Source organism: Pseudoxanthomonas sp. SGNA-20 (assembly GCF_003931635.1).
Lineage (GTDB): Bacteria > Pseudomonadota > Gammaproteobacteria > Xanthomonadales > Xanthomonadaceae > Pseudoxanthomonas.
This window is the reverse complement of sequence record NZ_RRYK01000008.1, coordinates 40,222-65,611: the sequence shown is the minus strand read 5'-3', so window position 1 is coordinate 65,611 and position 25,390 is coordinate 40,222. Positions and strand designations below refer to the sequence as shown.

The following is a 25,390-nucleotide window of genomic DNA, read 5'->3' as shown; positions in this document are numbered from 1 at the left end:
TGCCCGGTGTCATCGACGCAACCCACCGGAGTCCGTTTCGTGTTTACCCGTATCGCGTTGTTCCTCGCGACCAACCTCGCCGTGCTGTTCCTGGCCAGCATCGTGATGTCGCTGCTGGGCGTCAGCCCGGACCAGATGGCCGGCCTGCTGGTACTCGGCGCGATGTTCGGCTTCGGCGGCTCGCTGGTCTCGCTGCTGACCTCCAAGTGGATGGCCAAGCGCGCCACCGGCGCCCACGTCATCACCCAGCCGCGCAGCGAGGCCGAGCGCTGGCTGGTCGATACCGTGCGCCGCCAGGCCCAGGCCGCCGGCATCGGCATGCCCGAGGTGGCGATCTACGATGCCCCGGAAATCAACGCCTTCGCCACCGGCGCCAACCGCAACAACGCGCTGGTAGCGGTGTCCACCGGCCTGCTGCGCAACATGAGCGCGGACGAGGCCGAGGCGGTGCTGGGCCACGAGATCGCGCACGTGGCCAACGGCGACATGGTGACCATGGCCCTGCTGCAGGGCGTGCTCAATACCTTCGTGATCGTGCTGGCGCGGGTGGTCGGCGGCATCGTCGACGGCTACCTGTCCGGCAACCGCGAGGGCGAGGGCCGCGGCATGGCCTACTTCGCCATCGTGCTGGTGCTGGAGATGGTGTTCGGCCTGTTCGCGACCATGATCGCGATGTGGTTCTCGCGCCGGCGCGAGTTCCGCGCCGACGCCGGCGGCGCGCAGCTGGCCGGCCGCCACAAGATGATCGCGGCGCTGGAGAAGCTGGCGCTCAACCACGGCCACAGCACCCTGCCGAACCAGATCGCCGCCTTCGGTATCGCCGGCGGCATGGGCGAGGGCCTGCGCCGGCTGTTCCTGAGCCATCCGCCGCTGGCGGAGCGGATCGCGGCGCTGCGCGCCTCGGCCGCCGCCTGAGGCGCCCGACCGCGGATGCAGGACGGCCCGCCATCCGGCGGGCCGTTGCGTCTGGGGGACTATGCCGGCGCTCAGCCCGTGCCGGCGGCGACCTCCTGGCACTGCTGGGCCTCCTGGCCGGACAGGGTCAGCGTCGCCCCGTCGCCCTTGTTCCAGAACTCGTTGCCGTTGGTGTCGGCGTAGCGCGCCCCGGAGGCGGAGCGGGCCTGCGGCAACACCAGTTCGCCGCGCTCGTGGGTCAGGGTGACGGTGCCGGCGCCGTTGTCGAAGCGGGCGGACAGGTGCTGTTCGCCGCACTGCCAGCGGCTTTCCACGACGCTTTCGTCGGGCATGCCGGGGCCGGCGGGGTCCATCCCGGTGGCCGCCGCGGCATCGGCCGCGGGACTGGCGGGCGGCGGCGCCTCCGCCGCGGGTCCGGCATCACGCTGGCACCCGGCCAGGACAAGTGCCAGCAACGGCGCAAGCGCGTACGCGGCGCGGGTCATGCCGAGCGCTCCTGGCCCTTGTGTCGGCCCTCGGCGATCTCCTCGACCAGCTTGGAGCAGAACGCCGGCAGGTCGTCGGGCGTGCGGCTGGTGACCAGGCCCTGGTCGACCACCACCTCGCGGTCGACCCAGCGCGCGCCGGCGTTCTGCAGGTCGCGCTGGATGTTGGGCACCGAAGTCAGTTCGCGGTCGCCGACCACGCCGGCGTCGGCCAGCACCCAGGGACCGTGGCAGATCGCGCCGACCGGCTTGCCGGCCTCGAAGAACGAGCGGGTAAAGCGGATCGCGTGCTCGTCGGCGCGCAGCGCGTCGGGATTGAACAGCCCGCCCGGGATCACCAGGGCGTCGTAGTCGGAGGCGTCGGCCTCGGCCACGGCCTGGTCCACCGCCACCGTGTCGCCCTTGTCGAAGTGGCGCATGCCCTGGATCTGCCCCTGCTCGGGCGAGACCACGTCCACCTCCGCGCCGTTGTCGCGCAGGGCGCGCAAGGGCTCGAGCAGTTCCGATTCCTCGAAACCGTTGCTGGCGAGGATGGCGACGCGCTTGCCGGTGAGCTTGCTCATGGGGGCTCCTGGGGTGGGGGAAGGGAGCGGACACCTTAGGCGCTCCCCTGCCGCGCAGGCGCGAAGGCGGCGTGTTCGAATCATTAAGCCCGGCAGGCGTTCAGCGCAGTGGCTGCTCCAGCCGCAGCACCGGGTACAGGCCGTAGCGTTCGTCCCAGGCCGGGTGCCGGCGGTAGAAGAACTCCAGGCGCGCGGCCGGGTCGGCGGCGAATTCCGGGTCGGAGGCCAGGCGCGACTCGAACTGGCGCCGCAGCGCCGGGTCGCGCAGCATCTCGCGCGCGACCTGCTCGGCCACGTAGTCCTCCATGTACTCCTTGCGCTCGAAGGCGTTGTTGAACGCGCCCCAGGCGGCCAGCGAGTCCGGCGCCTGCGGTTCGAGCATGGCCAGCACCAGGCGCGCCAGCGGCTGGGCCGCGGGCACGTACAGGCTGCCGGCGGGGACGTCGTGGCGCTCATCCTGCCAGCGGCCCTGCAGCTCGACCCGCTGGTGGCCTTCGGAGGAATGCGCGGCGAAGGCAATGGACTCGGCGCGGAAGGCCCGCACCGGCAGCGCCGGGCGCGGCGCGTCCAGGCGCCGGTACTGCACGCCGTGGATGTCCAGCAGCGGCTGCACCCGCGCTGCCCAGGCCGGCGGCACCAGGTAGCCGCCGGCGGGGACGGTTGCCTCCAGGGTGGGCACCACCTGGTCGCGCAGCGGCAGCTTCCAGACCTGCGGCGTGGTCTCGTCGTAGCGGGTCATCAGCGCGCCGGACACTTCCGAGGGCGTGCGGGTGTAGGCGTAGCCGCGGAAGTCGATGGTGCGGGCCTGGTCGGTGGTATCCCAGGCCAGTGCCTCGCTGCGCCCGGCCAGCCGCGCGGCGCGGGCATCGGCGGCCTCGGCCAGGGCGCGCCAGCGGGCGCCGTGCCTGGCCATCTGCTCCAGCACCGAGACCACCGCGTTGCGGGTGGTGCGCACGCGCTCGGGATAGGTGCGCCAGGAATGCGTCTCCACCAGCATGCCGAAGCGGTTGCGCAGCAGGAAGTAGCCGTGCGAGAAGCGCGGCGGCGAGACGTCGTCGGCGAAGCCGGAGGCCGGGTCGTCCTCGACGATGAAGGACGGGTAGAAGTCCAGCGGCAGCGAGCCGGCGCGGGCGAGGTCGGCGATCACCCCGTCCCGCCACTGGCGGCCGGCCTGGCGCAGGGCCTCGTCGCCGGCATGCACCGGCTCGACCTGGACCGACACGTCGTGCTCGAACTGGGCGCCGTCGGTGGCGTGCAGGTCGACCATCGCCAGCGGGTCCCACTGCCGCACCAGGGCCAGCATGGCCTGCATCTCCGGCGAGTCGGCCTTGAGGTAGTCGCGGTTGAGGTTGTAGCCTTGGGCCGTGGTGCGCCAGCCCATCTCCTCCGGGCCGCGCTGGTTGGGGCGGTTCCAGGCGCCGAAGCGCTCGTGGCCGTCGACGTTGAACACCGGCACGAACAGCCAGACCACCTTGTCCAGCACGCCCGGGGCGGCCTTGCCTTCCAGGATCTCGCGCAGGGCCAGGAAGCCGGCGTCCTTGCCGTCGATCTCGCCGGCGTGGATGCCGCCCTGGACAAGCACCACCGGCAGTTTGCGGCGGCGCGCCTGCTCCGGCTCGAACGCGCCGGTGGCGGTGACCACCAGCAGCTGCATGGGCCGGCCCTCGGGCGTGGTGCCGAAGCTCAGCGCGCGCACCTTGTCCGGCCAGCGCGCCTGGAAGGCGGCGGCCAGCGCCGGGACTTCGTCGTAGCGGCCGGTGCGCTGGAAGCCGGAGCGCTCGGCCACGGTGGACAGCGGATCGGCGGAAGCGGGGGCGGGGAGCGGCAGGGCGCAGGCCGCGGCCAGAAGCCAGGCCGGAGGGAGGCGGAGACGGAACGACATCGGCGGTACCAGGGGCGAAAACGGCCATGATGCCAGCGCCGCCGGCGGGCGGCAGCCATGGCTGGCGGCGGTACCGGCGCGGGGCCGGGATCGGGTACCCTCAGTTTCTTTTGCGACGGACCCGGGATGAGCACCACCACCGCCGGCCAGGGGCGCATGCCCCGCCAGATCGCCTACATCATCGGCAACGAGGCGTGCGAGCGCTTCAGCTTCTACGGCATGCGCAACATCCTGGTGCCGTTCCTGATCAGCTCGGCGCTGCTGGGATACCTGCCGGCCGGACCGGAGCGCGACGGCGCGGCCAAGGACATCTTCCACATGTTCGTGATCGGCGTGTACTTCTTCCCGTTGCTGGGGGGATGGCTGGCCGACCGCTTCTTCGGCAAGTACCACACGATCCTGTGGTTCTCGCTGGTCTATTGCGCCGGCCACGCCTGCCTGGCGCTGTTCGAGAACAACGCCACCGGCTTCTACACCGGCCTGTTCCTGATCGCGCTCGGCTCCGGCGGCATCAAGCCGCTGGTGGTGAGCTTCTGCGGCGACCAGTTCGACCAGGGCAACAAGGACAAGGCCAAGGTCGTCTTCGACGCGTTCTACTGGATCATCAACTTCGGCTCGTTCTTCGCCTCGTTGCTGTCGCCGCTGTTCCTGCGCCACTTCGGCCCGGCGGTGGCGTTCGGCATCCCTGGCGCGCTGATGTTCGTCGCCACCTTCGTGTTCTGGCTGGGGCGCCGGCGCTACGTCAACGTGCCGGCGGCCGGGCGCGACCCGCATGCGTTCTTCGAGGTGGTCAAGACCGCGCTGCGCGCGCGCCGGCCCGGCCAGGGCCGCCCGGGGATGTTCGTGGCGCTGGCCGGCGTGGCCGTGGCGGCGGCGATGCTGCTGCTGTGGGCGCTGTCGGCCACCACCGGGCTGCGCGCCTGGCCGGCCAGCTTCAACTTCGTCATCACCGCCTGCCTGGCGCTGGGCGTGGTGATCGCGCTGGGCGGCTGGGGCGCCTCGCTGCAGCTGGAGCGCGCCCGCGGGGTGCATCCGGACCTGGCGGTGGACGGCGTGCGCGCGGTGCTGCGCATCATCATCGTGTTCGCGCTGGTCACCCCGTTCTGGTCGCTGTTCGACCAGAAGGCCTCGACCTGGATCATCCAGGGCCGCGAGATGGTGATCCCGCACGACGCCCCGTGGTGGCCCAGCTGGCTGGTGCAGGACGCGGCGCAGATGCAGGCGCTGAACCCGATGCTGGTGATGCTGCTGATCCCGTTCAACAACCTGGTGCTGTTCCCGCTGCTGGAGCGGCTGGGCTTCCGGATCACGCCGCTGCGCAAGATGGGCTGGGGCATCGCAATCTCCGGCGCGTCCTGGATCGTGGCCGCCGTGCTGCAGCTGCAGATCGACGGCGGCGCCCCGGTCTCGCTGGCGTGGCAGGGCCTGCCCTACCTGTTGCTGACCTTCGGCGAGATCCTGGTCTCGGCCACCGCGCTGGAATTCGCCTACAGCCAGGCGCCGCACGCGATGAAGGGCGTGATCATGGCCTTCTGGTACCTGACCAGCACCTTCGGCAGCCTGTGGGTGCTGCTGACCAACGCGGCGGTGCGCAACGAGGCGGTGATCGGCCGCATCGCCGGCACCGGGCTGAGCGAGAACGCGTTCCTGATGTTCTTCTTCGCCGGCTTCGCCTTCCTCGCCGCGCTGGCGTTCGCCGCCTACGCCCGCCGCTATCCGATGCAGGACAACTACCGCAAGGCCTGAGCAAGCATGCAATCCCTCGTGACCCTGGCCCTGATCGCCGTCACCGTGCTGGTGTCCTGGCGGGCATTCAACGACCGCCGCGTGGTCGACCGCCTGATCCTGTGGCCGCCGGCCATCGCCCGCCAGCGCGAATACTGGCGGCTGCTGACCCACGGCTTCCTGCACGCGGACTTCCCCCACCTGCTGTTCAACATGGTCACGCTGTTCTTCTTCGGGCGCCTGATCGAGCGCCTGATGCTGCAGCTGACCGGCAGTCCGCTGACCTTCCTGCTGTTCTACCTGTCGGCCATCGTGGTGGCGATCCTGCCCAGCTACCTGAAGAACCAGGACAACCCGCGCTACTTCAGCCTGGGCGCATCGGGCGCGGTGTCGGCGGTGTTGTTCGCCTTCATCATGGTCTCGCCGTGGTCGCTGATCTTCGTGTTCTTCATCCCGATGCCGGCGGTGCTGTACGCGCTGTTCTACGTCGGCTACAGCATCTGGATGGACCGCCGCGGCGGCGACAACATCAACCACAGCGCGCACCTGGCCGGCGCCGCCTACGGCGTACTGTTCATGGTGGCGATGGAGCCGCAGGTGCTGCAGGTGTTCTGGGAGCAGCTGCTCAACCCGCGCTTCCGCTGAGCGGGGATCACCTGGCCTGAATGCCGGGCATGCCAGCCTCGCGGGGCGACCCAGCGACGGAGGCACCCATGGCGACACGAAAGGCTCCCGCGCGCCGCGCGGCCGGTTCCGCAGGGAAGAAGGCGGCGTCGGGCACCAAGTCCGGCGCGAGCGCGGCGAAGAAGACCACGGCGCGCAGGAGCGCCGCCGGCACGACCGCCGCGAAGAGGACGGTGGCCAGGAAAGCCACCGCCAGGAAAGCCACGGCCAAGAAGGCAACGGCCAAGAAGGCAACGGCCAAGAAGGCAACGGCCAAGAAGGCAACGGCCAAGAAGGCCGTCGCCGGGAAGTCGACTGCCCGTAAGGCGCCGGCAAGGACGTCCGCGCGCAAGGCCACTGCGCGGAAGGCCACTGCGCGGAAGGCGACGAAGAAGACCGCGGCGAGCAAGTCGACGTCCACCAGGACGTCCGCGCGCAAGACCGTCGCCGGGAAGGCGCCAGCGCGCAAGGCGGCAGCCAGGAAGAGCGCCACGAAGAAGGCCACGGCCAGGAAGACTGCGACGAAGAAGGCCCCGACGAGGAAGGTAGCCACGAAGAAGGTGGCTGCGAAGAAGGGCGCGGCCAGGAAGTCCACCGCTGCCCGCGCCGCCAAGACGCCACGCAGGGCGGCGGGCGACGGCGCCCGGCGGCGCCCGCGCAGGCTCACGCCCGAAGAGGCCTTGCAGCGCACGCACGAGTTGCTCGAGGCACACAACGAGCAGGCGCGCCAGGTGCCTGCCTGGCGCCTGCTGGACGGCCAGCAGGCCAGCGGCGGGAGCACGGTCACGGCGGAGGCCTCGCCCGACGTGGCGGGCAAGCAGCAGGAGCTGCACCAGGGCGAGATCCGCGCGCGGGCGACCCAGGGCAGCGCCAGCACCCACGACCGCCGCAACCAGCGCCGCCGCGACCAGCGCTGATCCCGGCGCCCGCCGCCTGTTCAGGCGGCGGGCGAGGGTTCCGGGCTGGCCGGTGGCTCGTCGCTGTAGGCCGCCTCGAGCCGGCGGTAGACATCCGAAGCCAGGCGGCTGCACTCGGAGGTTTCGGTGCGGCCGTCCACGGCCATCTGGTAGAGGCCTTCCAGCAGGGAGGCCTCGGCCTGGTCCCATTGCTGCTGTTGTTGCGGCGACCTCGCGTCGCCCGGTTGTTGCGGTATGCCCATGAGCCGTCCGTTTTGCGGCCGTCTTCACATGGCTGAATCAAACCTCAGCACGGTTGCGCTTGCAAGTCCGGCCCTCACGCGGGTTTGTCGCCGCCTGCGGAGAATGGCGCGCGCCGACAACAGGGGGTGCCGATGAACATCCAGTCCGCGACTCCTTCCGTGCGCCACGACCCGGCCACGCGCCGGTTCCTGGCCGAAGCCGACGGCGAACAGGCCGAACTGTCCTACCGGCTGGAGGGCGGGTTGATGCTGATCGACCACACACTGGTGCCGCAGGCCATCGGCGGCAGGGGAATCGCCGGGGAGCTGGTCCGCACCGCCTTCGAGCACGCGCGCCAGGCGGGCTTGCGCGTCGTTCCCGCCTGTCCGTACGCCGCGACCTGGGTTACCCGGCACCCCGAGTTCGCCGACACCCTTGCCGGTTGAAGGCGCGCGCCGGCGGCGCCCGCCAAGGAAACATGCATGAGCCGCATCCGGACCTGGACCGTCCTGTTCCTCCTGATCCTGCCCCTGGCCGCCTGCCGCGACGGTTCCGCGCCGGCCGCCGCGCCCGCGGACGACGCGCCCGCCGCGGCCGGTCCCGGCGCCGCCGCTCCGGCCGCACCTGCCAGGCTGGAAGACGTGATCGAGCGCGATCCGCGCTACATGGTGGGCATCAGCTACCCGCCCGGTATGGAGGCCTATCCGGGACTGGCGGCCGCCCTGCAGGCCTATGCACAGCAGGCACGCGAGGAGCTGATGCAGGCGGTGGAGGCACTGGACGCACCGCCGGCGGCACCGTACGACCTGTCCCTGGGCTTCCGCCTGCTGATGCAGAGCCCGCAGCTTGTTGCGGTGGCCGCCGACGGCAGCGTCTACACCGGCGGCGCCCACGGCCAGCCGCTGGTGGCGCGCTTCGTGTGGTTGCCCGGGCGCGGCGAGATGCTGACCGCCGAGCGCCTGGTCCCCTCGGCGGAAGGCTGGCGGGTGGTGGCGCGCCAGGTGGCCGAGCAGCTGGCCGCGTCCGCCCAGGTACGCGCGATCGACGGGGCGCTGAGCCCGCAGGAGCGCAAGAGCCTGCTGGATTCGGCGCTGCGGATGATCGACGAGGGGACCGGGCCGGATCCGGCCAACTTCGCCCAGTTCGAGCCGGTGCCGGCCCCCGACGGGCGGATCGCGGCCTTGCGCTTCGTGTTCCCGCCCTACCAGGTCGGCCCCTACGCGGACGGGGTACAGTACGCCCAGGTGCCGGCCGCGACGCTGCTGCCCTACGTGGCCGGGGAGTACCAGGCACTGTTCGTGCAGTAGGAGGACGCTGATGGGGGCGGGATCCCTTGCCAGGCGTCGGGTCGAAGCGTTGCTTGCCGAAGCGGACGTCAGGATCGGCGGGGATCGCGAATGGGACCTGCAGCCACGTGACGAGCGGTTGTGGACGCGCCTGCTGGCGCAGGGCTCGCTGGGACTGGGCGAGTCGTACATGGACGGCTGGTGGGACACCGGCTCGCTGGACGGCCTGCTGCTGCGCCTGATCCAGGCGCGGCTGGGGGAGAAGGTACGCGGCCTGGCCGAATTGCGCGACGTGCTGGTCGCGCGCCTGAGCAATCCGCAGACCCGCGGCCGCAGCGGCGAGGTGGGGCGTCGCCACTACGACCTGGGCAACGACCTGTACGCGGCCATGCTCGGCAAGCGCCTGGTCTACAGCTGCGGCTACTGGCGCGACGCCGCCGACCTGGACGCCGCCCAGGAGGCCAAGCTGGACCTGGTCTGCCGCAAGCTGCGGCTGCAGCCGGGCATGCGCGTGCTGGACATCGGCTGCGGCTGGGGCGAGGCGCTGAAGTTCGCGGCCGAGCGCTACGGCGTGTCCGGGGTAGGGGTGACCATCTCCGCCGAGCAGGCCGCCTACGCGCAACGCCTGTGCGCCGGCCTGCCGATCGAGATCCGCCTGCAGGACTACCGTGACGTGGACGAGCGCTTCGACGCGGTGTTCTCGATCGGCATGTTCGAGCACGTGGGCGTGCGCAACTACCGCGCCTACTTCGAGGTGGTGCGGCGCTGCCTGCCGCCGCACGGGCTGTTCCTGCTGCACAGCATCGGCAGCAACGTCTCGCGCAACCGCACCGACCCGTGGATCGCGCGCTACATCTTCCCCAACTCGATGCTGCCCTCGGCCGCGCAGGTCACCCGCGCCAGCGAGGGCCTGTTCGTGATCGAGGACTGGCACAACTTCGGCACCGACTACGACCGCACCCTGCAGGCCTGGCGCGCCAACGTCGAGGCCGCCTGGGAGCGGCTGGACCCGCGCTACGACGAGCGCTTCCGGCGCATGTGGCGGTTCTACCTGGCCGGCTCCATGGCCACCTTCCGCGCGCGCCAGGCGCAGCTGTGGCAGGTGCTGATGTCGCCGGAGGGCGTGCCGGGGGGACTGGCGGTGCCGCGCTGAGGGTTGGCGAAATTTTCGCCAACCCTCTTGACAGCCTTGCCGTTGCTGGCGCGCCGGCGATTATCCACAGCTTCGTTCAAGCTTCATCCACACCGCTTGTGGAAAACCGCGGCGGCCGGGACGAAGACGCCACCCGGAGGTGGCGCCTGCGTGGCCTTCAGCGGCCGGCCTGGTCCAGGCCGCGCTTCTTGAGCAGCGGTTCGATCCGCGGCTCGTGCCCGGCGAAGTCGGCGAACAGGTCCAGCGCGTCGCGGGTGCCGCCGCGCGACAGCAGGGTGGCGCGGAAGTGGTCGCCGTTCTCGCGCTTCAGGCCGCCGTGCTGGCGCATCCACTCCTGGGTGTTGGCGTCCAGCACCTCGGACCAGATGTAGGCGTAGTAGCCGGCCGAATAGCCGCCCATGATGTGGCTGAAGTACGGCGTGCGGTAGCGCGGCGGCACCGGCGCGTAGGCGATGCCGTCGGCGGCCAGGGCGTCGGCCTCGAACTTCATCACCCCGTCGGCCTCCGGCAGCTGGTCGGCGCCGACCTGGTGCCAGCGCTGGTCGAGCATGGCCGCGCCCAGGTACTCGGTGGTGGCGAAGCCCTGGTTGAAGGTGGCCGTGGCCTGGACCTTCTCCAGCAGCTCGCGCGGCATCGGCTCGCCGGTCTCGTGGTGCCTGGCGTAGTTGGCCAGCACCGACGGCCAGTCGGCCCACATCTCGTTGACCTGCGAGGGGAACTCGACGAAGTCGCGCGGCACGGCGGTGCCGCCGAAGTACGGGTAGGTCACGTCCGAGAACATGCCGTGCAGGGCATGGCCGAACTCGTGGAACATGGTGGTGACCTCGTCCCAGGTCAGCAGGGTCGGGCCACTGGCCGGCTTGGGGATGTTGAGGTGGTTGGCCACCACCGGCCGGGTGCCGCGCAGCTTCGACTGGCCGACGTAGGAGTTCATCCAGGCACCGCCACGCTTGGAGGCGCGCGCGTACGGGTCGAAGATGAAGATCGCCAGCTGGCTGCCGTCGGCGTCGAACACGTCGTACACCCAGGTGTCCGGGTGGTACTTGGGCAGGTCGGTGCGCTCCTTGAAGCTGATGCCGTACAGCTGGTTGGCGGCGAAGAACACGCCGTTCTCCAGCACGCTCTTCATCTCGAAGTAGGGCTTGAGCTGCGATTCGTCGAAGTCGTAGGTGGCCTTGCGCACCTTCTCGGTGTAGTAGGCCCAGTCCCAGGCCTCGAGCCTGAAGCCCGGCTCGCCCTTGGCCGCCTGCTCGCGGTCGATCATCTTCTGCAGCTCGGCGGCCTCGCGCCTGGCGTTGGCGACCGCGGCCGGGGCCAGCTTGCCCAGCATCTCGTTCACCGCTTGCGGGGTCTTGGCGGTGGCCTGCTCCAGCGCGAACGCGGCGTGGTTCGGGTAGCCGAGCAGGGCGGCGCGCTCGGCGCGCAGCTTCATCACCCGGGCGACGATGGCGGTGTTGTCGAACTCGTTGCCGCGCGCGCCGCGGTTGACCGAGGCCTCGTGGATGCGGCGGCGGGACTCGCGGTTCTCCAGGTAGCTCAGCGGCGGCTGGCCGGTGGTGTTGAGCAGGGTCACCACGTACTTGCCTTCCAGGCCGCGCTTCTTCGCCTCCTCGGCGGCGGCGGCGATCTGGGCCCCGGTCGAGCCGGCCAGCTCGTCGGCGCTGTCGAACACCACGGCGGAGGCGTTGACCTCGTTGAGCACGTTCTGGTCGAACTGGGTGCCCAGCTTGGCCAGCTCGGCGTTCATCTCCTTCAGGCGTGCCTTGTCGGCGTCGGACAGGTTGGCGCCGGCGCGGACGAAGTCGGTGTAGTAGCGCTCGACCAGGCGCAGCGCCTCGGCGTCCAGGCCCAGGCCCTCGCGCTGCTCGTACAGGGCCTTGATCCGGGCGAACAGGGCACCGTTGAGCATGATCGCGTCGCGGTGCGCGGCGAACCTCGGCGAGTACTCGGCCTGGATCGCCTTGCGCGCGTCGTTGGTGTCGGTGCCGACCAGGTTGAAGAACACGGCGCGGGCGCGGTCCAGCACCTGGCCGCTGTTCTCCAGGGCGACGATGGTGTTCTCGAAGGTCGGCGGCTCGCCGTTGGAGGCGATCGCCTCGATCTCCTCCAGCTGCTCGGCCATGCCGAAGTCGAAGGCCGGGCCGAAGTGCTCGTCCTTGATCTGGTCGAAGCGCGGGTACTGCAGGGGCAGGTCGCTTGCGGTCAGGAACGGGTTGCCCTGGAGGGCCTCGGCGGAGGCGGTCCCGGTGCTACCGGGCGCGGGGCCCTCGGTGCTGGTGCAGGCGGTGATGCCCAGTCCAAGGGCGGCGGCAAGTGCCAGGGAGAGGCCGGTCTTCTTCATGCAAAGCAGTTCCTGGGGAAACAAACCCTGCAAGGTTACCCCAGCCTGCCGGGGGAGGGGGCATGACCAAAGGCATGCGACGAGTACCGGCGGCGGCACCGGGCGCGCGGCGCCTGCCGGGACATGGCATCCCGGCGGGCCGCGCGCAAGGGCTCGGGCTTACTTCTCGACGAAGGCGCGCTCGAACACGTACTGCCCCGGGCTGCCGATGCGCGGGGAGGCGGTGAAGCCACGGCTGTCCAGCAGGGCGCGGAAGTCGGCCAGCATCTGCGGGCTGCCGCAGATCATGGCGCGGTCGTGCTCCGGGTCCAGCGGCTCCAGGCCAAGGGTGCGCATCATCTCGCCGCTGGCCATCAGGTCGGTCAGGCGACCGCGGTTCGGGAACTCCTCGCGCGAGACCGCCGGGTAGTACACCAGCTTGTCGCGGATGATCTCGCCCAGGATCTCGTGGTTGGGCAGTTCCTTCTCGAAGTAGTCGCGGTAGGCCAGGTCCTGCACGTGGCGCACGCCGTGGCACAGCACCACGCGCTCGAAGCGTTCGTAGGTCTCCGGGTCCTTGATCACCGACAGCCACGGCGCCAGGCCGGTGCCGGTGCCCAGCAGGTACAGGTTGCGCCCCGGGTGCAGGTCGCTGATCAGCAGGGTGCCGGTGGGCTTGCGCCCGATGAGGATGCTGTCGCCGGGCTTGATGTGTTGCAGGCGCGAGGTCAGCGGGCCGTCCTGCACCTTGATCGAGAAGAACTCCAGCTGTTCTTCCCAGTTGGCGCTGGCGATGGAATAGGCGCGCAGGATCGGCTTCCCGCTCTCGGTGGGCAGGCCGATCATCACGAACTGGCCGTTGTCGAAGCGGAATCCGTCGTCGCGGGTGGTGGTGAAGCTGAAGTAGGCGTCGGTCCAGTGGCGGACGTCGAGCACCGTTTCGGTGCCGTAGGCGGATGACATCGGGGAGGGATTGCCGGTTCTGGTTCGCCGCCCATTGTAGCCGACCGCCCCGTCCCGACCCTTGCGCCTGATCAAACGGCGGAACGGGGCGGCGCCAGCGGCGCCGCCCCCCGCGCGGCTCAGTCCCGCGGCGGCTCCAGTTTCAGCAGCTTGCCGTTGTCCTCGTCGGTGACCAGATACAGGTTGCCGTCGGCGCCGGCGCGGACGTCGCGGATGCGCTCGCCCAGGTCCTGCAGCAGGCGCTCCTCGCCGACCACGCGGTCGCCGTCCAGCTGCAGCCGGATCAGGTTGCGGTGGGCCAGCGCGCCCAGGAACAGGCTGTCGTTCCATGGCTTGCCCTCGCGGCCGGTGTAGAAGGCCATGCCGGACAGGCCCGGGGAGATCTCGAACACGTGGTGCGGGGACTCGGTGCCCTCGTATTCCTTGCCGCGGGCCTCGGCGATCGGCTGGCCGGAGTAGTCGATGCCGTGGGTGGCCAGCGGCCAGCCGTAGTTGAGGCCGGGCAGGGGCAGGTTGATCTCGTCGCCGCCGCGCGGGCCGTGCTCGCTCTCCCACAGCTTGCCGGTGCGCGGATCGAAGGCCAGGCCCTGCGAGTTGCGGTGGCCGTAGCTCCAGATCTCCGGGCGCGCGCCCTCGCGGCCGACGAACGGGTTGTCCTCGGGGATGCTGCCGTCCAGGCGCAGCCGCACCAGCTTGCCCTGCAGCTTGTCCAGCTGCTGTGCCATGGGCTTGAACGAGCGGTCGCCCTGGCTGATGAAGACATGGCCCTGGTCGTCGAAGGCCAGGCGCGAGCCGTAGTGGTACTCGGCGTCGACCTTGGGCTCCTGGCGGTAGATGACGGTCAGCTCGGTGAGGGTGTCGCCGTCGAGGGTGGCGTAGGCGGCGGCGGTGCCGGAGGTGCCGTTCTCGCCCGGCTCGGCGTAGGTCAGGTAGATGCGGTGGCTGGTGGCGAAGTCCGGCGCCAGGGCCACGTCCAGCAGGCCGCCCTGGCCGCGCGCGGCGACCGCCGGCACGCCCTTGACCGGCTCGGAGATGCTGCCGTCGGCGCCGATCCGGCGCAGGTTGCCGCCGCGCTCGGTGACCAGGAAGCCGCCGTCCGGCAGGGGCGCAACCGCCCACGGATGGGACAGGCCGCTGGCGACCACGCTCAGCCGCGCCTGGCCCTGCTGGCTTTCCACCACCTGCGGCTCCGCCGGCTGCGCGGCATCCGCGGCCGGTGCCGGCGCGCGGTCGCAGGCCGACAGGGTGGCGGCCAGGGCCAGGGCGAGGAGGGAGGGCAGGTGCCGGGTGTGCTGCATGCGCGACGCTCCTTGGGACAAAGCGTCAACGATAGCCGGCGGCCTGCAGCTCGAACAACTCGGCATAGCGGCCGCCGGCGGCCATCAGCTCCTCGTGGGTGCCACTGGCCTCGACCCGGCCGCCGGACAGCACCAGGATGCGGTCGGCCATGCGCACGCTGGAGAAGCGGTGCGAGATCAGCACCGCGGTGCGCCCCCGCGAGAGCTCCTTGAAGCGCTGGAACACCTCGAACTCGCTGCGCGCGTCCAGCGCCGCGGTGGGCTCGTCGAGGATCATGACCTGGGCGTCGCGCATGTAGGCGCGGGCGATGGCCAGCTTCTGCCACTGCCCGCCGGACAGGTCCACGCCGTTCTTGAAGCGGCGCCCGATCAGCTGGTCGTAGCCCAGCGGCAGGGCCTGGACCACCTCGTCGGCCATGCCGCGGCGGGCGGCGTCGCGGATGCGCTCGATGTCGTCCAGCGCCTCGATCCGGCCCACGCCGATGTTCTCGCCGGCGCTCAGGTGGTAGCGCACGAAGTCCTGGAAGATCACCCCGGTGTTGGCGCGCAGGTCGTCCAGGTCGTACTCGCGCAGGTCGCGGCCGTCGAGCAGGATCCGGCCCTCGTCCGGGTCGTACAGCCGCGCCAGCAGCTTGACCAGGGTGGTCTTGCCGGCGCCGTTCTCGCCGACCAGGGCCAGCACCTCGCCGGCGCGCAGCTCGAAGCTGAGCCCGCGCAGGGCCCAGTGTCCGGCGCCCGGGTAGCGGAAGCCCACGTCCTCGAACACGAAGCCCTCGCGGATGGGCCGGGGCACCGGCACCGCGTCCGGGCGCGAGGCGATCTCCGGCTCGATCTCGAAGAACGAGAACAGGTCGTCCAGGTAGAGGGCCTGGCCGGCGACCTGGGAAAAGCCCACCAGCAGGCCTTCCAGCAGCTGGCGCAGGCGCATGAAGCTGCCGGCCAGGAAGGTCAGGTCGCCGATGCTGAAGTCACCGCGCACCGTGCGCCAGGCGATGTAGCCGTAGGCCACGTAGTAGCCCAGGGTCCCCAGCGCGGCCAGCAGCGTGCCCCAAAGCGCACGGCGCCGGGCCAGGGCGCGGTTGGCCAGGTAGAACCGCTCCGCCAGGACCTTGTAGCGGTCGATCAGGAAGCGGTGGAGGTTGAAGATCTTGACCTCCTTGGCCGTTTCCACGCTGGCGCCGGTCTGGCGCAGGTATTCGAGCTGGCGCCGTTCCGGGGTCCACTGGAAGTTGAGCGAGTAGCCCAGTGCGTTGAAATGCGCCTCGCCGACGAACGCCGGCACCAGCGCCAGGGCCAGCAGCAGGATCAGCCACGGTGCGTAGACCAGCAGGCCCACGGCGAAGCTGACCACGGTGACCGCGTCCTGGACCTGGCCGAACAGCTGGCTCATCAGGTTCATCCGGCTCATGGTCTGGCGCCGGGCGCGGTCCAGCTTGTCCTGCAGGTCCGGGTCCTCGAAGTCCTCCAGGTCCAGGGTGGCGGCGTGTTCCATCAGGCGCACGCTGCTGGCATTGGTGAACAGCTCCGACAGCAGGCCGTCGGCATAGGCGACCAGGCGTCCGGTCAGGTCCGAGCCCACGGCCACCGCCAGCTCCAGCGCCAGCAGCCACAGCAGCGGCGACAGCTGCCCCGAGCGCAGGGCATCGCCGAGCCGGTCCAGGCCCAGGCCGAGCCCGGCCAGGCGCACCACCTCGTCGATGATCAGCTTGCCGATGTAGAGCATCAGCACCGGCAGCAGCGAGCGGACCAGGCGCAGGCCCAGGCTGGTCAGGGTCAGGCCGGGGCTGGTGGCCCAGATCTGGCGCAGGAACGGTGGCAGGTTGCGCAGCGCATCGAAGCGCTCGCGCAGGCTCGGTGTCCCCTGGCCGCGCGCGGCCCCTGGCTTGGCATCAGGCTTGGCACTCATCCCCGGCATTGTGCCCCGTCCCCAGTCCGGCGGTCGTGCACGCCCAGGGGCCGCTCCGAATCCCCAATCCCGAATCCCGCCCAAGCAAAAGGCCCGCCGAAGCGGGCCTTTTGCCTGGACAAGCCGCGCAGCGGCCCAAGCAGCGGATCAATACGCCTGGCTGAGGTCCTTCAGCTGCGATGGGCGCGAACCGAAGTAGGCCGCCAGGTCGGCGATCTCCTGGTCGCTGAGGCTGGAGGCCTGCGGGGTCATCAGCGCGTGCTGGCGGGCGCCGCTGCGGTACTCCTGCAGGGCATGGGCCAGGTAGTCCGGGTACTGGCCGCCGAGCTTGGGATAGCTGGCGTCGATCGGCGCGTTGCCGTCCGGGCCGTGGCAGTCCACGCAGCTCTGGCCGGTGGCCTTGCCCTTGGCCGAGGCCAGCTGTTCGCCGATGCCGATGCGGCCCGGCGGCAGGCCCGCGGAGGAGCTGCGGGCTTCGGCCGCGGCTCCGGCTTCGGTGGAGCCGTCCCCGCCAGCGCAGGCCGAAAGGCCGAGGAGGGCGGTCAGGACGATGGCGAGACGCGGGGCGTACACGGCTTTCGACATGGGCGGCTGACTGCTCACTTGAGGGTGGAAAGGAAGGCGGCGATGTCGGCGATGTCCTGCTCAGAGAAGCTCTGGGCCTGGGCACGCATGGTCGGATGCCGGCGCTTGTTGTCGCGGTACTCGTGCAGGGCCTGGCTCAGGTACTCGGCCGACTGGCCGCCGATCTTGGGCACCTTGAAGCTCGGGTACGCATTCTTGTAGCCGGTCAGGCCGTGGCAGCCCTGGCAGGTGTAGGTCAGCTGGCGGCCGCGCTCGGCGTCGCCGGCAGGCGACCCGGCCGCGGCCTGGGCTTCCGGCTGGGCGGGTTGGGTGGACTCCTGCGCGGCAGCGCTGAAGGACAGGGAAGTGACCAGGGCAATGCAAACGGCTAGCGGCAGCGGGCGACGCATCATTCGTTAGTCCGATCGGTCTCGTTGGAGTCGGTCGTGCCGGTCTACCCCTCCGGACACGAAAACCGCCGCAGTATAGCCCCGCCTTAACGCAAGCGGGAACCGGCCGCATTGCGCTCGATCAAGGAGGGGGTGCACGCTGCCCGGCGTGCGGACCATGACCTTCGGCGCATGGCGGGCCATTGTGTTGGTGGTCTACTTGGATACAACACCTAATCACGCCCCATCGAAGGGGCCAGCGAGCATGGAAAACGACATGGACCGAGCCACTTCCCCCGCCGTGCCCGCCGGGCTGCGCGCCGTCGCTGCCGCCCTGGCGCTTGCCGCCGCCATCACCGCCTGCAAGGGGGGCGAGGGCAAGCCGCCTGCCGCCGCCCAGGGGGAGCAGGCCGCCGCCGACGCCGTCCCGGTCGAAGTGGCCGAGGCCACCCGCCGGCCCATCGCCGCCAGCTACGCCGGCACCGCCGCCCTGGAGCCGCGGGCCGAATCGCAGGTGGTGGCCAAGACCTCCGGCGTGGCGCTGGAGGTGCTGGTCGAGGAGGGCCAGTACGTCAAGGCCGGGCAGCCGCTGGTGCGGCTGGACCCGGACCGTGCCCGCCTGGCCCTGGCCCAGAACGAGGCCCTGGTGCGCAAGCTGGAGAACAACTACAACCGCGCCCGCCAGCTGGTGGCCCAGCAGCTGATCAGCGCCGGCGAGGTCGACCAGATGCGCTACGACCTGGAGCAGGCCCGCGCCGCCTACGACCTGTCGCGGCTGGAGCTGTCCTACACCACGGTGGTGGCGCCGATCTCCGGCGTGGTCGCCTCGCGCGACATCAAGCCGGGCAACTTCGTGCAGATCAACTCGCCGATCATCCGCATCGTCGACAGCAGCCGGCTGGAGGCCACCCTCAACGTGCCGGAGCGGGAAATGGCCAAGCTGCGCGCGGGACAGGCCGTGACCCTGGTCGCCGACGCGCTGCCGGGCCGCAGCTTCTCCGGCGTGGTCGACCGCGTCGCCCCGGTGGTGGACAACGGCACCGGCACCTTCCGCGTGGTGGCTTCCTTCGCCGGCGACGGCGAGCTGACCGCGGGCATGTTCGGCCGCCTGAGCATCAACTACGACCAGCGTGCCGACGCCCTGGTGGTGCCGCGCACGGCGCTGCTGGAGGACGGCGGCGAGCCGGCGGTGTACGTGGTGCGCGACGGCCACGCCGCGCGCGTGGGCCTGAAGCTGGGCTACAGCGAGGGCGGCTGGGTCGAGGTGCGCGAGGGCCTGGCCGAGGGCGACGCCGTGGTGGTCGCCGGCAAGTCGGCCCTGCGCGAGGGCAGCGCCGTGCAGGTGCTGGAGCGTGAGCCGCAGGCCGAGGTCGCCGGCGGCAAGGCACCGGCCCAGGCGGCCGCGGCACAGGCGGCGCGCTGATGGCAACGCACGACGTCCACCAGACGCGCGGATTCGACCTGGTCGAGTTCGCCACCCGCCGCCGGGTCACCATCGCGATGATGACCCTGACCCTGGTGCTGTTCGGCCTGATCTCGCTGTCCAGCCTCAAGGTCGAGCTGCTGCCGGACCTGAGCTATCCCACCCTGACCGTGCGCACCGACTACGAGGGCGCGGCGCCGTCGGAGGTCGAGACCCTGATCTCGCAGCCGGCCGAGGAGGCGCTGGGCGTGGTCAAGGGCCTGCGCAAGCTGCGCTCGATCTCGCGCACCGGCCAGAGCGACGTGGTCCTGGAGTTCGCCTGGGGCACGGACATGCAGCAGGCGGGCCTGGAGGTCCGCGACAAGATGGAGACGCTGCAGCTGCCGCTGGAGGCCAAGCCGCCGGTGCTGTTGCGCTTCAATCCCTCGACCCAGCCGATCATGCGCCTGGCGCTGAGCTCGAAGCAGGAGCCGGCCGACGAGGCCGACGCCGTGCGCCGGCTGATGGAGCTGCGCCGCTACGCCGACGAGGACCTCAAGCGCAGGCTGGAGCCGGTGCCGGGCGTGGCCGCGGTCAAGGTCGGCGGCGGCCTTGAGGACGAGGTCCAGGTCGAGGTCGACCAGCGCAAGCTGGCCCAGCTGGGCCTGTCGCTGGACCAGGTGATCGAGCGCCTCAAGCAGGAGAACGTGAACCTGTCCGGCGGCCGCCTGGAGGAGGGCACCCAGCGCTACCTGGTGCGCACGGTCAACCAGTTCTCCTCGGTCGAGCAGATGCGCGAGATGCTGCTGACCACCGCCGGCGGGCAGTCCTCCGGCAACAGCGGAACCGGCGAGAACCGGCAGCTGATGCTGGCCATCCTCGGCAGCCGCGACCCCAACGTGATCGCCGCCCTGCGCGCCGACAACGGCGGCGGCGGCGTGGTCCCGGTGCGGCTGAAGGACGTGGCCGAGGTGCGCCAGGGCTACAAGGAGCGCGAGGCGGTGATCCGCGCCGGCGGCCGCGAGGCGGTCGAGCTGGCGGTCTACAAGGAAGGCGACGCCAACACCGTGGCCACCGCCGACGCGCTGGAAGCGCGCCTGGAGCAGATCCGCAAGCGGATGCCCAAGGACATCGAGCTGTCCGTGGTCGAGGACCAGTCGGTCTTCATCCGCCACGCCGTCAACGACGTGAAGATGGATGCGGTGATCGGCGGCCTGCTGTCGGTGCTGATCATCTTCCTGTTCCTGCGCGACGGCTGGAGCACCTTCGTCATCTCGCTGTCGCTGCCGGTGTCGATCATCACCACGTTCTTCTTCATGGGCCAGCTGGGCCTGAGCCTGAACGTGATGTCGCTGGGCGGCCTGGCCCTGGCCACCGGCCTGGTGGTGGACGACTCGATCGTGGTGCTGGAGTCCATCGCCAAGGCGCGCGAGCGCGGCCTGGGCATCCTCGAGGCGGCGATCACCGGCACCCGCGAGGTGTTCATGGCGGTGGTGGCCTCGACCCTGACCACGATCGCGGTGTTCCTGCCGCTGGTGTTCGTCGAGGGCATCGCCGGCCAGCTGTTCCGCGACCAGGCCCTGACCGTGGCCATCGCCATTGCCGTGTCGCTGGTGGTGTCGATGACCCTGGTGCCGATGCTCAGCTCGCTCAAGGGCCGCCCGCCGCTGGAGTTCCCGGCCGAGCCGGCGCCGCAGGGCGACCGCGTGCTGCGCGTGCTGCGGGTACTGGCCACCCTGGTGGTGCTGGCGATCGGCTACGGCATCGGCAAGGCCATCCTGGGCAAGGCCATGCCCGGCAGCAGCGTCGCCACCTGGGGCGCGCTGGTCCCCGGCCTGCTCCTGGCCGCGGGCTTCTGGTACCTGAAGTCGCTGTTCTACGCGGCCGCCTGGATGGTGGTGCGCGCCTTCCGCGTCGCCGCCCGCGTGGCCGGCCGGGTGATGGGCAAGGCCAGCGACGTCGCCATGGCCCCGTACCGCCGCGCCGAGGCCGGCTACCTGCGCATGCTTCCCGGCGCGCTGGAGCGGCCCGGCCTGGTGCTGGGCGGCGCGGCCCTGGCCTTCGCCGCGACCATGGCCACGCTGCCGCTGCTGGGCGTCGACCTGATCCCGCAGCTGGCCCAGGACCGCTTCGAGATGACCGCCAAGCTGCCGCCGGGCACGCCGCTGGCGCAGACCGACGCGCTGGTGCGCGACATCCAGCGCCGGCATGCCGGCGAGCCGGGCGTGCGCCTGCTGTACGGCGTCTCCGGCACCGGCACCCGGCTGGACGCCAGCCCGACCGAGAGCGGCGAGAACATCGGCAAGCTGTCGGTGGTGATGGACGACACCTCGCGCGAGGCCGCGCTGATGGAAACGCTGCGGCAGAGCATGAAGGCGTATCCGTCGGCGCAGGTGGACTTCGCCCGTCCGCAGCTGTTCGCGCTGGCCGCGCCGCTGGAAGTGGAGATCGAGGGCAACGACCTGGAGACGATCCGGGTGGCCGGCAACAAGCTGGCGGCGATGCTGCGCCAGAACCCGCACTACGCCGACGTCAAGTCGACCGTGGAGCAGGGCTTCCCCGAGATCCAGGTGATCTTCGACCAGGACCGCGCCGCGTCCCTGGGCCTGACCACCCGCCAGATCGCCGACGCGGTGGTCAACAAGGTGCGCGGCAACGTCGCAACCCGGTACAGCTTCCGCGACCGCAAGATCGACGTGCTGGTGCGGGTGCGCGAGTCCGAGCGCTCCTCGGTGGACGACATCCGCCGGCTGATCGTCAATCCCGCCGGCTCCAACCCGATCGAGCTGGGTTCGGTGGCCGAGGTGGTGGCCACCACCGGCCCCAGCGAGATCCACCGCGCCGACCAGCGCCGGGTGGCGATCGTCTCGGCCAACCTGCGCGACATCGACCTCGGCACGGCCGTCGCCGAGGTCCAGCAGATGGTGGCGGAGAACCCGCTGGGCGCCGACGTGGGCATGCGCATCGGCGGCCAGGGCGAGGAGCTGGGCGAGTCGTTGCGTTCGCTGCTGTTCGCCTTCGGCCTGGCGGTGTTCCTGGTCTACCTGGTGATGGCCTCGCAGTTCGAGTCGCTGCTGCACCCGTTCGTCATCCTGTTCACCATCCCGCTGGCCCTGGTCGGCGCGATCGGCGCGCTGCTGCTGACCGGCTCGCCGGTGTCGGTGGTGGTGTCGATCGGCCTGATCCTGCTGGTGGGCCTGGTGGTGAAGAACGCGATCATCCTGATCGACAAGGTCAACCAGCTGCGCGAGGCCGGCGTGGCCAAGCGCGAGGCCCTGGTCGAGGGCGCGCGCTCGCGCCTGCGCCCGATCATGATGACCACGCTGACGGCGGTGTTCGGCTTCATGCCGCTGGCGCTGGCGTTCGGCGAGGGCGCGGAGGTGCGTTCGCCGATGGCGATCACCGTGATCGGCGGCCTGCTGGTCTCGACCCTGCTGACCCTGGTGGTGATCCCGGTGGTGTACGACCTGCTGGACCGCAAGCCCGACGGCTACTACGTCGAGCGCGGCCAGCGCTCGCGCCGCGAGGCGCTGCAGGCCGAGCAGGTGCTGGCCCGCGAGCACGACCAGATCGGCGGCGGCGCGGAGGCCTGATCGATGAACATCACCGAGCTGTCCATCCGCCGCCCGGTCACCACCATCATGCTGTTCGTGTCGATGGTGGTGATCGGCCTGATCGCCGCGTTCCGGCTGCCGCTGGAGGCCGAGCCGGAGGCCACGATCCCGTTCTTCTTCGTCTGGCTGCCGTACGAGGGCTCGACCCCCGAGGAGATCGAGCGCAACGTGCTGCGGCCGGTGGAGGAGGCGCTGGCCACCATGCCCGGCATCCGCACCATGAACTCGCGCGCCAACGCCGAAAGCGCGCAGATCCAGGTCGAGTTCAGCGACTGGAACCGCGACATCGCGATCGCTGCGTCCGAGGCGCGCGAGCGGATCGACGCGATCCGCGACGAGCTGCCGGATGACTTCCGCCGCTACTACGTCTACCGCTGGAGCACGTCCGACCGCGAGGCGATGAGCCTGCGCCTGACCAGCAAGGAGGACCTCACCTCGCGCGCCGACCTGATCGAACAGACGATCAAGCGGCGGCTGGAGCGCATCCCCGGCGTGGCCCGGATCGAGGTCGAGGGCGTGGCCAGCCAGGAAGTGCTGGTGGCGCTGGACAAGGACCGCCTGAGCGCCCACGGCGTGGCGCTCAACGAGCTGGTGCAGCGGCTGCAGGCGGCCAACTTCTCGGTCTCCGCCGGGCAGATCACCGAGGCCGGGCGCCGCCTGCGGGTGCAGCCGCGCGGCGAGCTGCAGGAGCTGCAGGCGCTGCGCGACCTGCCGGTCAACGGCAAGGGCGTGCGCCTGTCGGACATCGCCGAGGTCTCGCTGCAGCCGCAGCGCATGGACTACGTGCGGCAGATGGACGGCCGGCCCAGCGTGGCGGTGGACGTCTTCAAGGAGCGCTCCGCCAACCTGGTCGACCTGTCGCGCGCCGTGCGCAAGGAAGTGGAGGCGCTGGCGCAGGACCCGGCCATGCGCGGCATCGGCATCGAGGTCACCGACGACCAGGGCCTGGCGGTGACCAGCTCGCTGGCGGCGCTGGCCGAGGCCGGCGCGATCGGCCTGGTGCTGGCGGTGATCGTGCTCTACGCGTTCCTGCGCCACTGGCCGTCGACCCTGATGGTGAGCCTGGCGATCCCGATCTGCTTCACCATGACCCTGGGCTTCATGTACTTCACCGGCATCACCCTCAACATCATCTCGATGATGGGCCTGCTGCTGGCGGTGGGCATGCTGGTGGACAATGCCGTGGTGGTGGTGGAGAGCATCTACCAGGAACGGGAGAAGTACCCCGACCGCCAGGCACTGGCGTCGATCATCGGCACCCGCCACGTGGCGATCGCGCTGTCGGCAGGCACCCTGTGTCACTGCGTGGTGTTCCTGCCGATGCTGTTTGGCGAGAAGAACATCATCAGCATCTACCTGGGCCAGCTGGCGGTGACGATTTCGGTCTCGCTGCTAGCGTCCTGGCTGGTGGCCATCAGCCTCATCCCGATGCTGTCGGCGCGGATGAAGACCCCGCCGGCGGTGAAGTCGCCGCTGATCACCCGGCTGCAGGAGCGCTATGCGCGGACCCTGCGCTGGAGCCTGCAGCACCGCGGCTGGAGCGTGGCCGGCATCGTGCTGATCACCCTGGCCAGCATCGTGCCGATCACCCAGAGCAAGGGCAGTGGCGACGACCGGTCGCCAGACGAGATCAACATCTACTACCAGTGGAAGGGCGCCTACTCGAAGGCGGAGATGGGCCGCGAGGTGGCGCGCGTGGAGGCGTTCATCAACGCCAACCGCGAGGAGTTCAAGGTGGACCGGGTGTACAGCCGCTACAGCGAGCAGGGCTGGGCCTACACCCGCCTGTACCTGGGCATCGACGACCTGGAGCTGAGCAAGGAGATCGAGGAGAAGATCCGCAAGGGCCTGCCGCAGTCGGCCCGCGCCAAGATCGGCATCGGCTGGCCGGGCGGCTCGGGCAACCAGGGCCAGGGCGTGAACTTTGCCCTGGTCGGCGATTCCTCGCAGGTGCTGGAGGACCTGGCCGCGGACATCGTGCCGCTCCTGTCGCGCAACCCCAAGCTGCGCGACGTGCGCGTGGACACCGGCGACGCCAACACCGAGCTGTCGGTGCGGGTGGACCGCGAGCGCGCGGCCGCTTACGGCTTCAGTGCCCAGCAGGTGGCCCAGTACGTCGGCATGGCCCTGCGCGGCTCCTCGCTGCGCGACTTCCACCGCGAGGACGTGGAGATCCCGGTCAACGTGCGCTTCGCCGGCGCCGACCGCTACGGCATCGAGGACCTGGCCTCGTTCATGGTGCGCGCGCCCAATGGCACCGAGATCCCGCTGCTGGCGATGGTCGACGTCAACGTCAATCCGTCCGCCACCTCCATCCAGCGCTTCAACCGGCAGACGATGCTGCGCATCGAGGCGGGGCTGGCCAAGGACGTGCCGGTGGCCGACGCGCGCAAGGCCATCGAGGAGGCGCTGGCGGCCGTGCAGTTCCCGCCGGGCTACGGCTACACCTTCGACAGCGCCAGCTTCAACATCAACTTCGACGGCATGTCGCAGATGCTGCGTGCGATCATCATCGCGCTGGTGCTGATGCTGGTGATCATGGCGGCGGTGTTCGAGTCGATGCTGTTCCCGAGCGCGATCATGTCCTGCGTGCTGTTCTCGATCTTCGGCGTGTACTGGCTGTTCTGGATCACCGGCACCGAGATGGGGATCATGGCGGTGATCGGCATCCTGGTGCTGATGGGCGTGGTCGTGAACAACGGCATCGTGATGATCGAGCACATCAACAACCTGCGCCGGCGCGGGCTGCCGCGCACCGAGGCGCTGGTGGAGGGCAGCCGCGAACGCCTGCGCCCGATCATGATGACCATGGGCACGGCGATCCTGGCGATGATCCCGATCGCGCTGAACACCCAGACCGTCGACGGCATGCCGCCGTACTACCCGATGGCGCGCGCCATCGCCGGCGGCCTGGCGTTCTCCACCGTGGTCAGCCTGCTGTTCCTGCCGACCATCTACGCGATCCTGGACGACCTGCGCACCGCCACCTCGCGCCTGGTGCGCAGGGCGCGCGGGCTGGACGGCGGCGGCGCGGCCGCCAGCGTGCCGGCCGCGGCGGCGGCGGAGTAGGTCCGCCGTCCGGCAACGGAAAAGCCCGGCGCAAGCCGGGCTTTTTCCTTTCCC

20 protein-coding genes and 1 pseudogene are annotated in these 25,390 nt (G+C 70.6%); 11 read left to right on the top strand and 10 right to left on the bottom strand.

Annotated elements, in window-relative coordinates; genetic code table 11:
- Nucleotides 1–39: 39 nt before the first annotated feature.
- A complete protein-coding gene (gene htpX / locus EIM48_RS12915; RefSeq protein WP_026010304.1) occupies nt 40–915 on the top strand; it encodes a protease HtpX in 876 nt (291 codons plus the stop codon).
- A gap of 71 nt (nt 916–986) precedes the next feature.
- Here the strand turns inward: htpX and EIM48_RS12910 are convergent, their stop codons facing one another.
- The 3 genes from EIM48_RS12910 to EIM48_RS12900 form a co-directional block, all read right to left on the bottom strand.
- Nucleotides 987–1,400 (bottom strand): MliC family protein, encoded by a 414-nt coding sequence (locus EIM48_RS12910; RefSeq protein WP_125111828.1) that lies wholly within the window; start codon nt 1,398–1,400, stop codon nt 987–989.
- Complete coding sequence (locus EIM48_RS12905) at nt 1,397–1,963, bottom strand: type 1 glutamine amidotransferase domain-containing protein (protein WP_019397657.1); 567 nt, start codon at nt 1,961–1,963, stop codon at nt 1,397–1,399. Before EIM48_RS12905 ends, EIM48_RS12910 begins: the two co-directional genes overlap by 4 nt.
- A gap of 100 nt (nt 1,964–2,063) precedes the next feature.
- Complete coding sequence (locus EIM48_RS12900; RefSeq protein ID WP_050992124.1) at nt 2,064–3,845, bottom strand: M14 family metallopeptidase; 1,782 nt, start codon at nt 3,843–3,845, stop codon at nt 2,064–2,066.
- 126 nt (nt 3,846–3,971) lie between these two features.
- Between EIM48_RS12900 and EIM48_RS12895 the strand changes: the two genes are divergently transcribed.
- From EIM48_RS12895 to EIM48_RS12880, 4 genes and pseudogenes are all read left to right on the top strand, one after another.
- The gene (locus EIM48_RS12895; RefSeq protein ID WP_125111827.1) at nt 3,972–5,591 is read left to right on the top strand and encodes an oligopeptide:H+ symporter; all 1,620 of its coding nucleotides are present in this window, start codon (nt 3,972–3,974) and stop codon (nt 5,589–5,591) included.
- Nucleotides 5,592–5,597: 6 nt separating this feature from the next.
- Nucleotides 5,598–6,215: a rhomboid family intramembrane serine protease gene (locus EIM48_RS12890; RefSeq protein ID WP_026010302.1), complete on the top strand. Its 618-nt coding sequence runs from the start codon at nt 5,598–5,600 to the stop codon at nt 6,213–6,215.
- A 212-nt stretch (nt 6,216–6,427) separates the two neighbouring features.
- A pseudogene (locus EIM48_RS15720) lies at nt 6,428–6,808 on the top strand (histidine biosynthesis protein HisIE); the annotation flags it as partial.
- Nucleotides 6,809–6,913: 105 nt separating this feature from the next.
- On the top strand, nt 6,914–7,150 hold the full coding sequence (locus EIM48_RS12880; protein WP_125111826.1) for a hypothetical protein: 237 nt from the start codon (nt 6,914–6,916) through the stop codon (nt 7,148–7,150).
- Nucleotides 7,151–7,170: 20 nt separating this feature from the next.
- Here EIM48_RS12880 and EIM48_RS12875 read toward each other — a convergent pair whose 3' ends face one another.
- On the bottom strand, nt 7,171–7,392 hold the full coding sequence (locus EIM48_RS12875; protein ID WP_019397939.1) for a hypothetical protein: 222 nt from the start codon (nt 7,390–7,392) through the stop codon (nt 7,171–7,173).
- Nucleotides 7,393–7,524: 132 nt separating this feature from the next.
- Here EIM48_RS12875 and EIM48_RS12870 point away from each other — a divergent pair, with 132 nt between their 5' ends.
- From EIM48_RS12870 to cfa, 3 genes are read left to right on the top strand one after another with little or no spacing between them, the layout of a single operon-like run.
- Entirely contained in the window at nt 7,525–7,818 is a 294-nt protein-coding gene (locus EIM48_RS12870; protein WP_019397938.1) for a GNAT family N-acetyltransferase, read from the top strand.
- Between the two features lie 36 nt (nt 7,819–7,854).
- Entirely contained in the window at nt 7,855–8,679 is an 825-nt protein-coding gene (locus EIM48_RS12865) for a DUF3298 and DUF4163 domain-containing protein (protein WP_125111825.1), read from the top strand.
- A 10-nt stretch (nt 8,680–8,689) separates the two neighbouring features.
- Complete coding sequence (gene cfa / locus EIM48_RS12860; protein ID WP_125111824.1) at nt 8,690–9,811, top strand: cyclopropane fatty acyl phospholipid synthase; 1,122 nt, start codon at nt 8,690–8,692, stop codon at nt 9,809–9,811.
- A gap of 157 nt (nt 9,812–9,968) precedes the next feature.
- Here cfa and EIM48_RS12855 read toward each other — a convergent pair whose 3' ends face one another.
- From EIM48_RS12855 to EIM48_RS12830, 6 genes are all read right to left on the bottom strand, one after another.
- The gene (locus EIM48_RS12855; RefSeq protein WP_125111823.1) at nt 9,969–12,152 is read right to left on the bottom strand and encodes a M3 family metallopeptidase; all 2,184 of its coding nucleotides are present in this window, start codon (nt 12,150–12,152) and stop codon (nt 9,969–9,971) included.
- Between the two features lie 159 nt (nt 12,153–12,311).
- Nucleotides 12,312–13,094 carry a ferredoxin--NADP reductase gene (locus tag EIM48_RS12850; protein ID WP_019399957.1) on the bottom strand — a complete coding sequence of 261 codons (783 nt, stop codon included), beginning with the start codon at nt 13,092–13,094 and terminating at the stop codon, nt 12,312–12,314.
- Nucleotides 13,095–13,213: 119 nt separating this feature from the next.
- Nucleotides 13,214–14,392 carry a PQQ-dependent sugar dehydrogenase gene (locus tag EIM48_RS12845; RefSeq protein ID WP_019399958.1) on the bottom strand — a complete coding sequence of 393 codons (1,179 nt, stop codon included), beginning with the start codon at nt 14,390–14,392 and terminating at the stop codon, nt 13,214–13,216.
- 25 nt (nt 14,393–14,417) lie between these two features.
- A complete protein-coding gene (locus EIM48_RS12840) occupies nt 14,418–16,298 on the bottom strand; it encodes an ABC transporter ATP-binding protein (RefSeq protein WP_125111822.1) in 1,881 nt (626 codons plus the stop codon).
- A 147-nt stretch (nt 16,299–16,445) separates the two neighbouring features.
- Entirely contained in the window at nt 16,446–16,883 is a 438-nt protein-coding gene (locus EIM48_RS12835) for a cytochrome c (protein WP_125111821.1), read from the bottom strand.
- Nucleotides 16,884–16,897: 14 nt separating this feature from the next.
- Nucleotides 16,898–17,275, bottom strand: coding sequence for a cytochrome c (locus EIM48_RS12830; RefSeq protein ID WP_028914952.1), 378 nt, complete (start codon nt 17,273–17,275; stop codon nt 16,898–16,900).
- A gap of 253 nt (nt 17,276–17,528) precedes the next feature.
- Here EIM48_RS12830 and EIM48_RS12825 point away from each other — a divergent pair, with 253 nt between their 5' ends.
- The 3 genes from EIM48_RS12825 to EIM48_RS12815 are packed head-to-tail and all read left to right on the top strand — an operon-like array spanning nt 17,529 to nt 25,336.
- On the top strand, nt 17,529–18,674 hold the full coding sequence (locus EIM48_RS12825; RefSeq protein WP_051403686.1) for an efflux RND transporter periplasmic adaptor subunit: 1,146 nt from the start codon (nt 17,529–17,531) through the stop codon (nt 18,672–18,674).
- Nucleotides 18,674–22,246, top strand: coding sequence for an efflux RND transporter permease subunit (locus EIM48_RS12820; RefSeq protein ID WP_125111820.1), 3,573 nt, complete (start codon nt 18,674–18,676; stop codon nt 22,244–22,246). Before EIM48_RS12825 ends, EIM48_RS12820 begins: the two co-directional genes overlap by 1 nt.
- Nucleotides 22,247–22,249: 3 nt before the next feature.
- Nucleotides 22,250–25,336, top strand: a complete 3,087-nt coding sequence (locus tag EIM48_RS12815) for an efflux RND transporter permease subunit (protein WP_125111819.1) — start codon at nt 22,250–22,252, stop codon at nt 25,334–25,336.
- The last annotated feature ends 54 nt before the right edge of the window (nt 25,337–25,390 follow it).

What these genes read in the sequence shown, in the direction of transcription:
- EIM48_RS12820 (WP_125111820.1), top strand. Translation starts at nt 18,674, where the DNA reads ATGGCAACGCACGACGTCCACCAGACGCGCGGATTCGACCTGGTCGAG.
- EIM48_RS12815 (WP_125111819.1), top strand. Translation starts at nt 22,250, where the DNA reads ATGAACATCACCGAGCTGTCCATCCGCCGCCCGGTCACCACCATCATG.
- EIM48_RS12855 (WP_125111823.1), bottom strand. Translation starts at nt 12,152, where the DNA reads ATGAAGAAGACCGGCCTCTCCCTGGCACTTGCCGCCGCCCTTGGACTG.
- EIM48_RS12865 (WP_125111825.1), top strand. Translation starts at nt 7,855, where the DNA reads ATGAGCCGCATCCGGACCTGGACCGTCCTGTTCCTCCTGATCCTGCCC.
- EIM48_RS12845 (WP_019399958.1), bottom strand. Translation starts at nt 14,392, where the DNA reads ATGCAGCACACCCGGCACCTGCCCTCCCTCCTCGCCCTGGCCCTGGCC.
- EIM48_RS12835 (WP_125111821.1), bottom strand. Translation starts at nt 16,883, where the DNA reads ATGTCGAAAGCCGTGTACGCCCCGCGTCTCGCCATCGTCCTGACCGCC.
- EIM48_RS12900 (WP_050992124.1), bottom strand. Translation starts at nt 3,845, where the DNA reads ATGTCGTTCCGTCTCCGCCTCCCTCCGGCCTGGCTTCTGGCCGCGGCC.
- EIM48_RS12875 (WP_019397939.1), bottom strand. Translation starts at nt 7,392, where the DNA reads ATGGGCATACCGCAACAACCGGGCGACGCGAGGTCGCCGCAACAACAG.
- EIM48_RS12890 (WP_026010302.1), top strand. Translation starts at nt 5,598, where the DNA reads ATGCAATCCCTCGTGACCCTGGCCCTGATCGCCGTCACCGTGCTGGTG.
- cfa (WP_125111824.1), top strand. Translation starts at nt 8,690, where the DNA reads ATGGGGGCGGGATCCCTTGCCAGGCGTCGGGTCGAAGCGTTGCTTGCC.
- EIM48_RS12840 (WP_125111822.1), bottom strand. Translation starts at nt 16,298, where the DNA reads ATGAGTGCCAAGCCTGATGCCAAGCCAGGGGCCGCGCGCGGCCAGGGG.
- EIM48_RS12850 (WP_019399957.1), bottom strand. Translation starts at nt 13,094, where the DNA reads ATGTCATCCGCCTACGGCACCGAAACGGTGCTCGACGTCCGCCACTGG.
- EIM48_RS12910 (WP_125111828.1), bottom strand. Translation starts at nt 1,400, where the DNA reads ATGACCCGCGCCGCGTACGCGCTTGCGCCGTTGCTGGCACTTGTCCTG.
- EIM48_RS12825 (WP_051403686.1), top strand. Translation starts at nt 17,529, where the DNA reads ATGGACCGAGCCACTTCCCCCGCCGTGCCCGCCGGGCTGCGCGCCGTC.
- EIM48_RS12870 (WP_019397938.1), top strand. Translation starts at nt 7,525, where the DNA reads ATGAACATCCAGTCCGCGACTCCTTCCGTGCGCCACGACCCGGCCACG.
- EIM48_RS12895 (WP_125111827.1), top strand. Translation starts at nt 3,972, where the DNA reads ATGAGCACCACCACCGCCGGCCAGGGGCGCATGCCCCGCCAGATCGCC.
- EIM48_RS12905 (WP_019397657.1), bottom strand. Translation starts at nt 1,963, where the DNA reads ATGAGCAAGCTCACCGGCAAGCGCGTCGCCATCCTCGCCAGCAACGGT.
- EIM48_RS12830 (WP_028914952.1), bottom strand. Translation starts at nt 17,275, where the DNA reads ATGATGCGTCGCCCGCTGCCGCTAGCCGTTTGCATTGCCCTGGTCACT.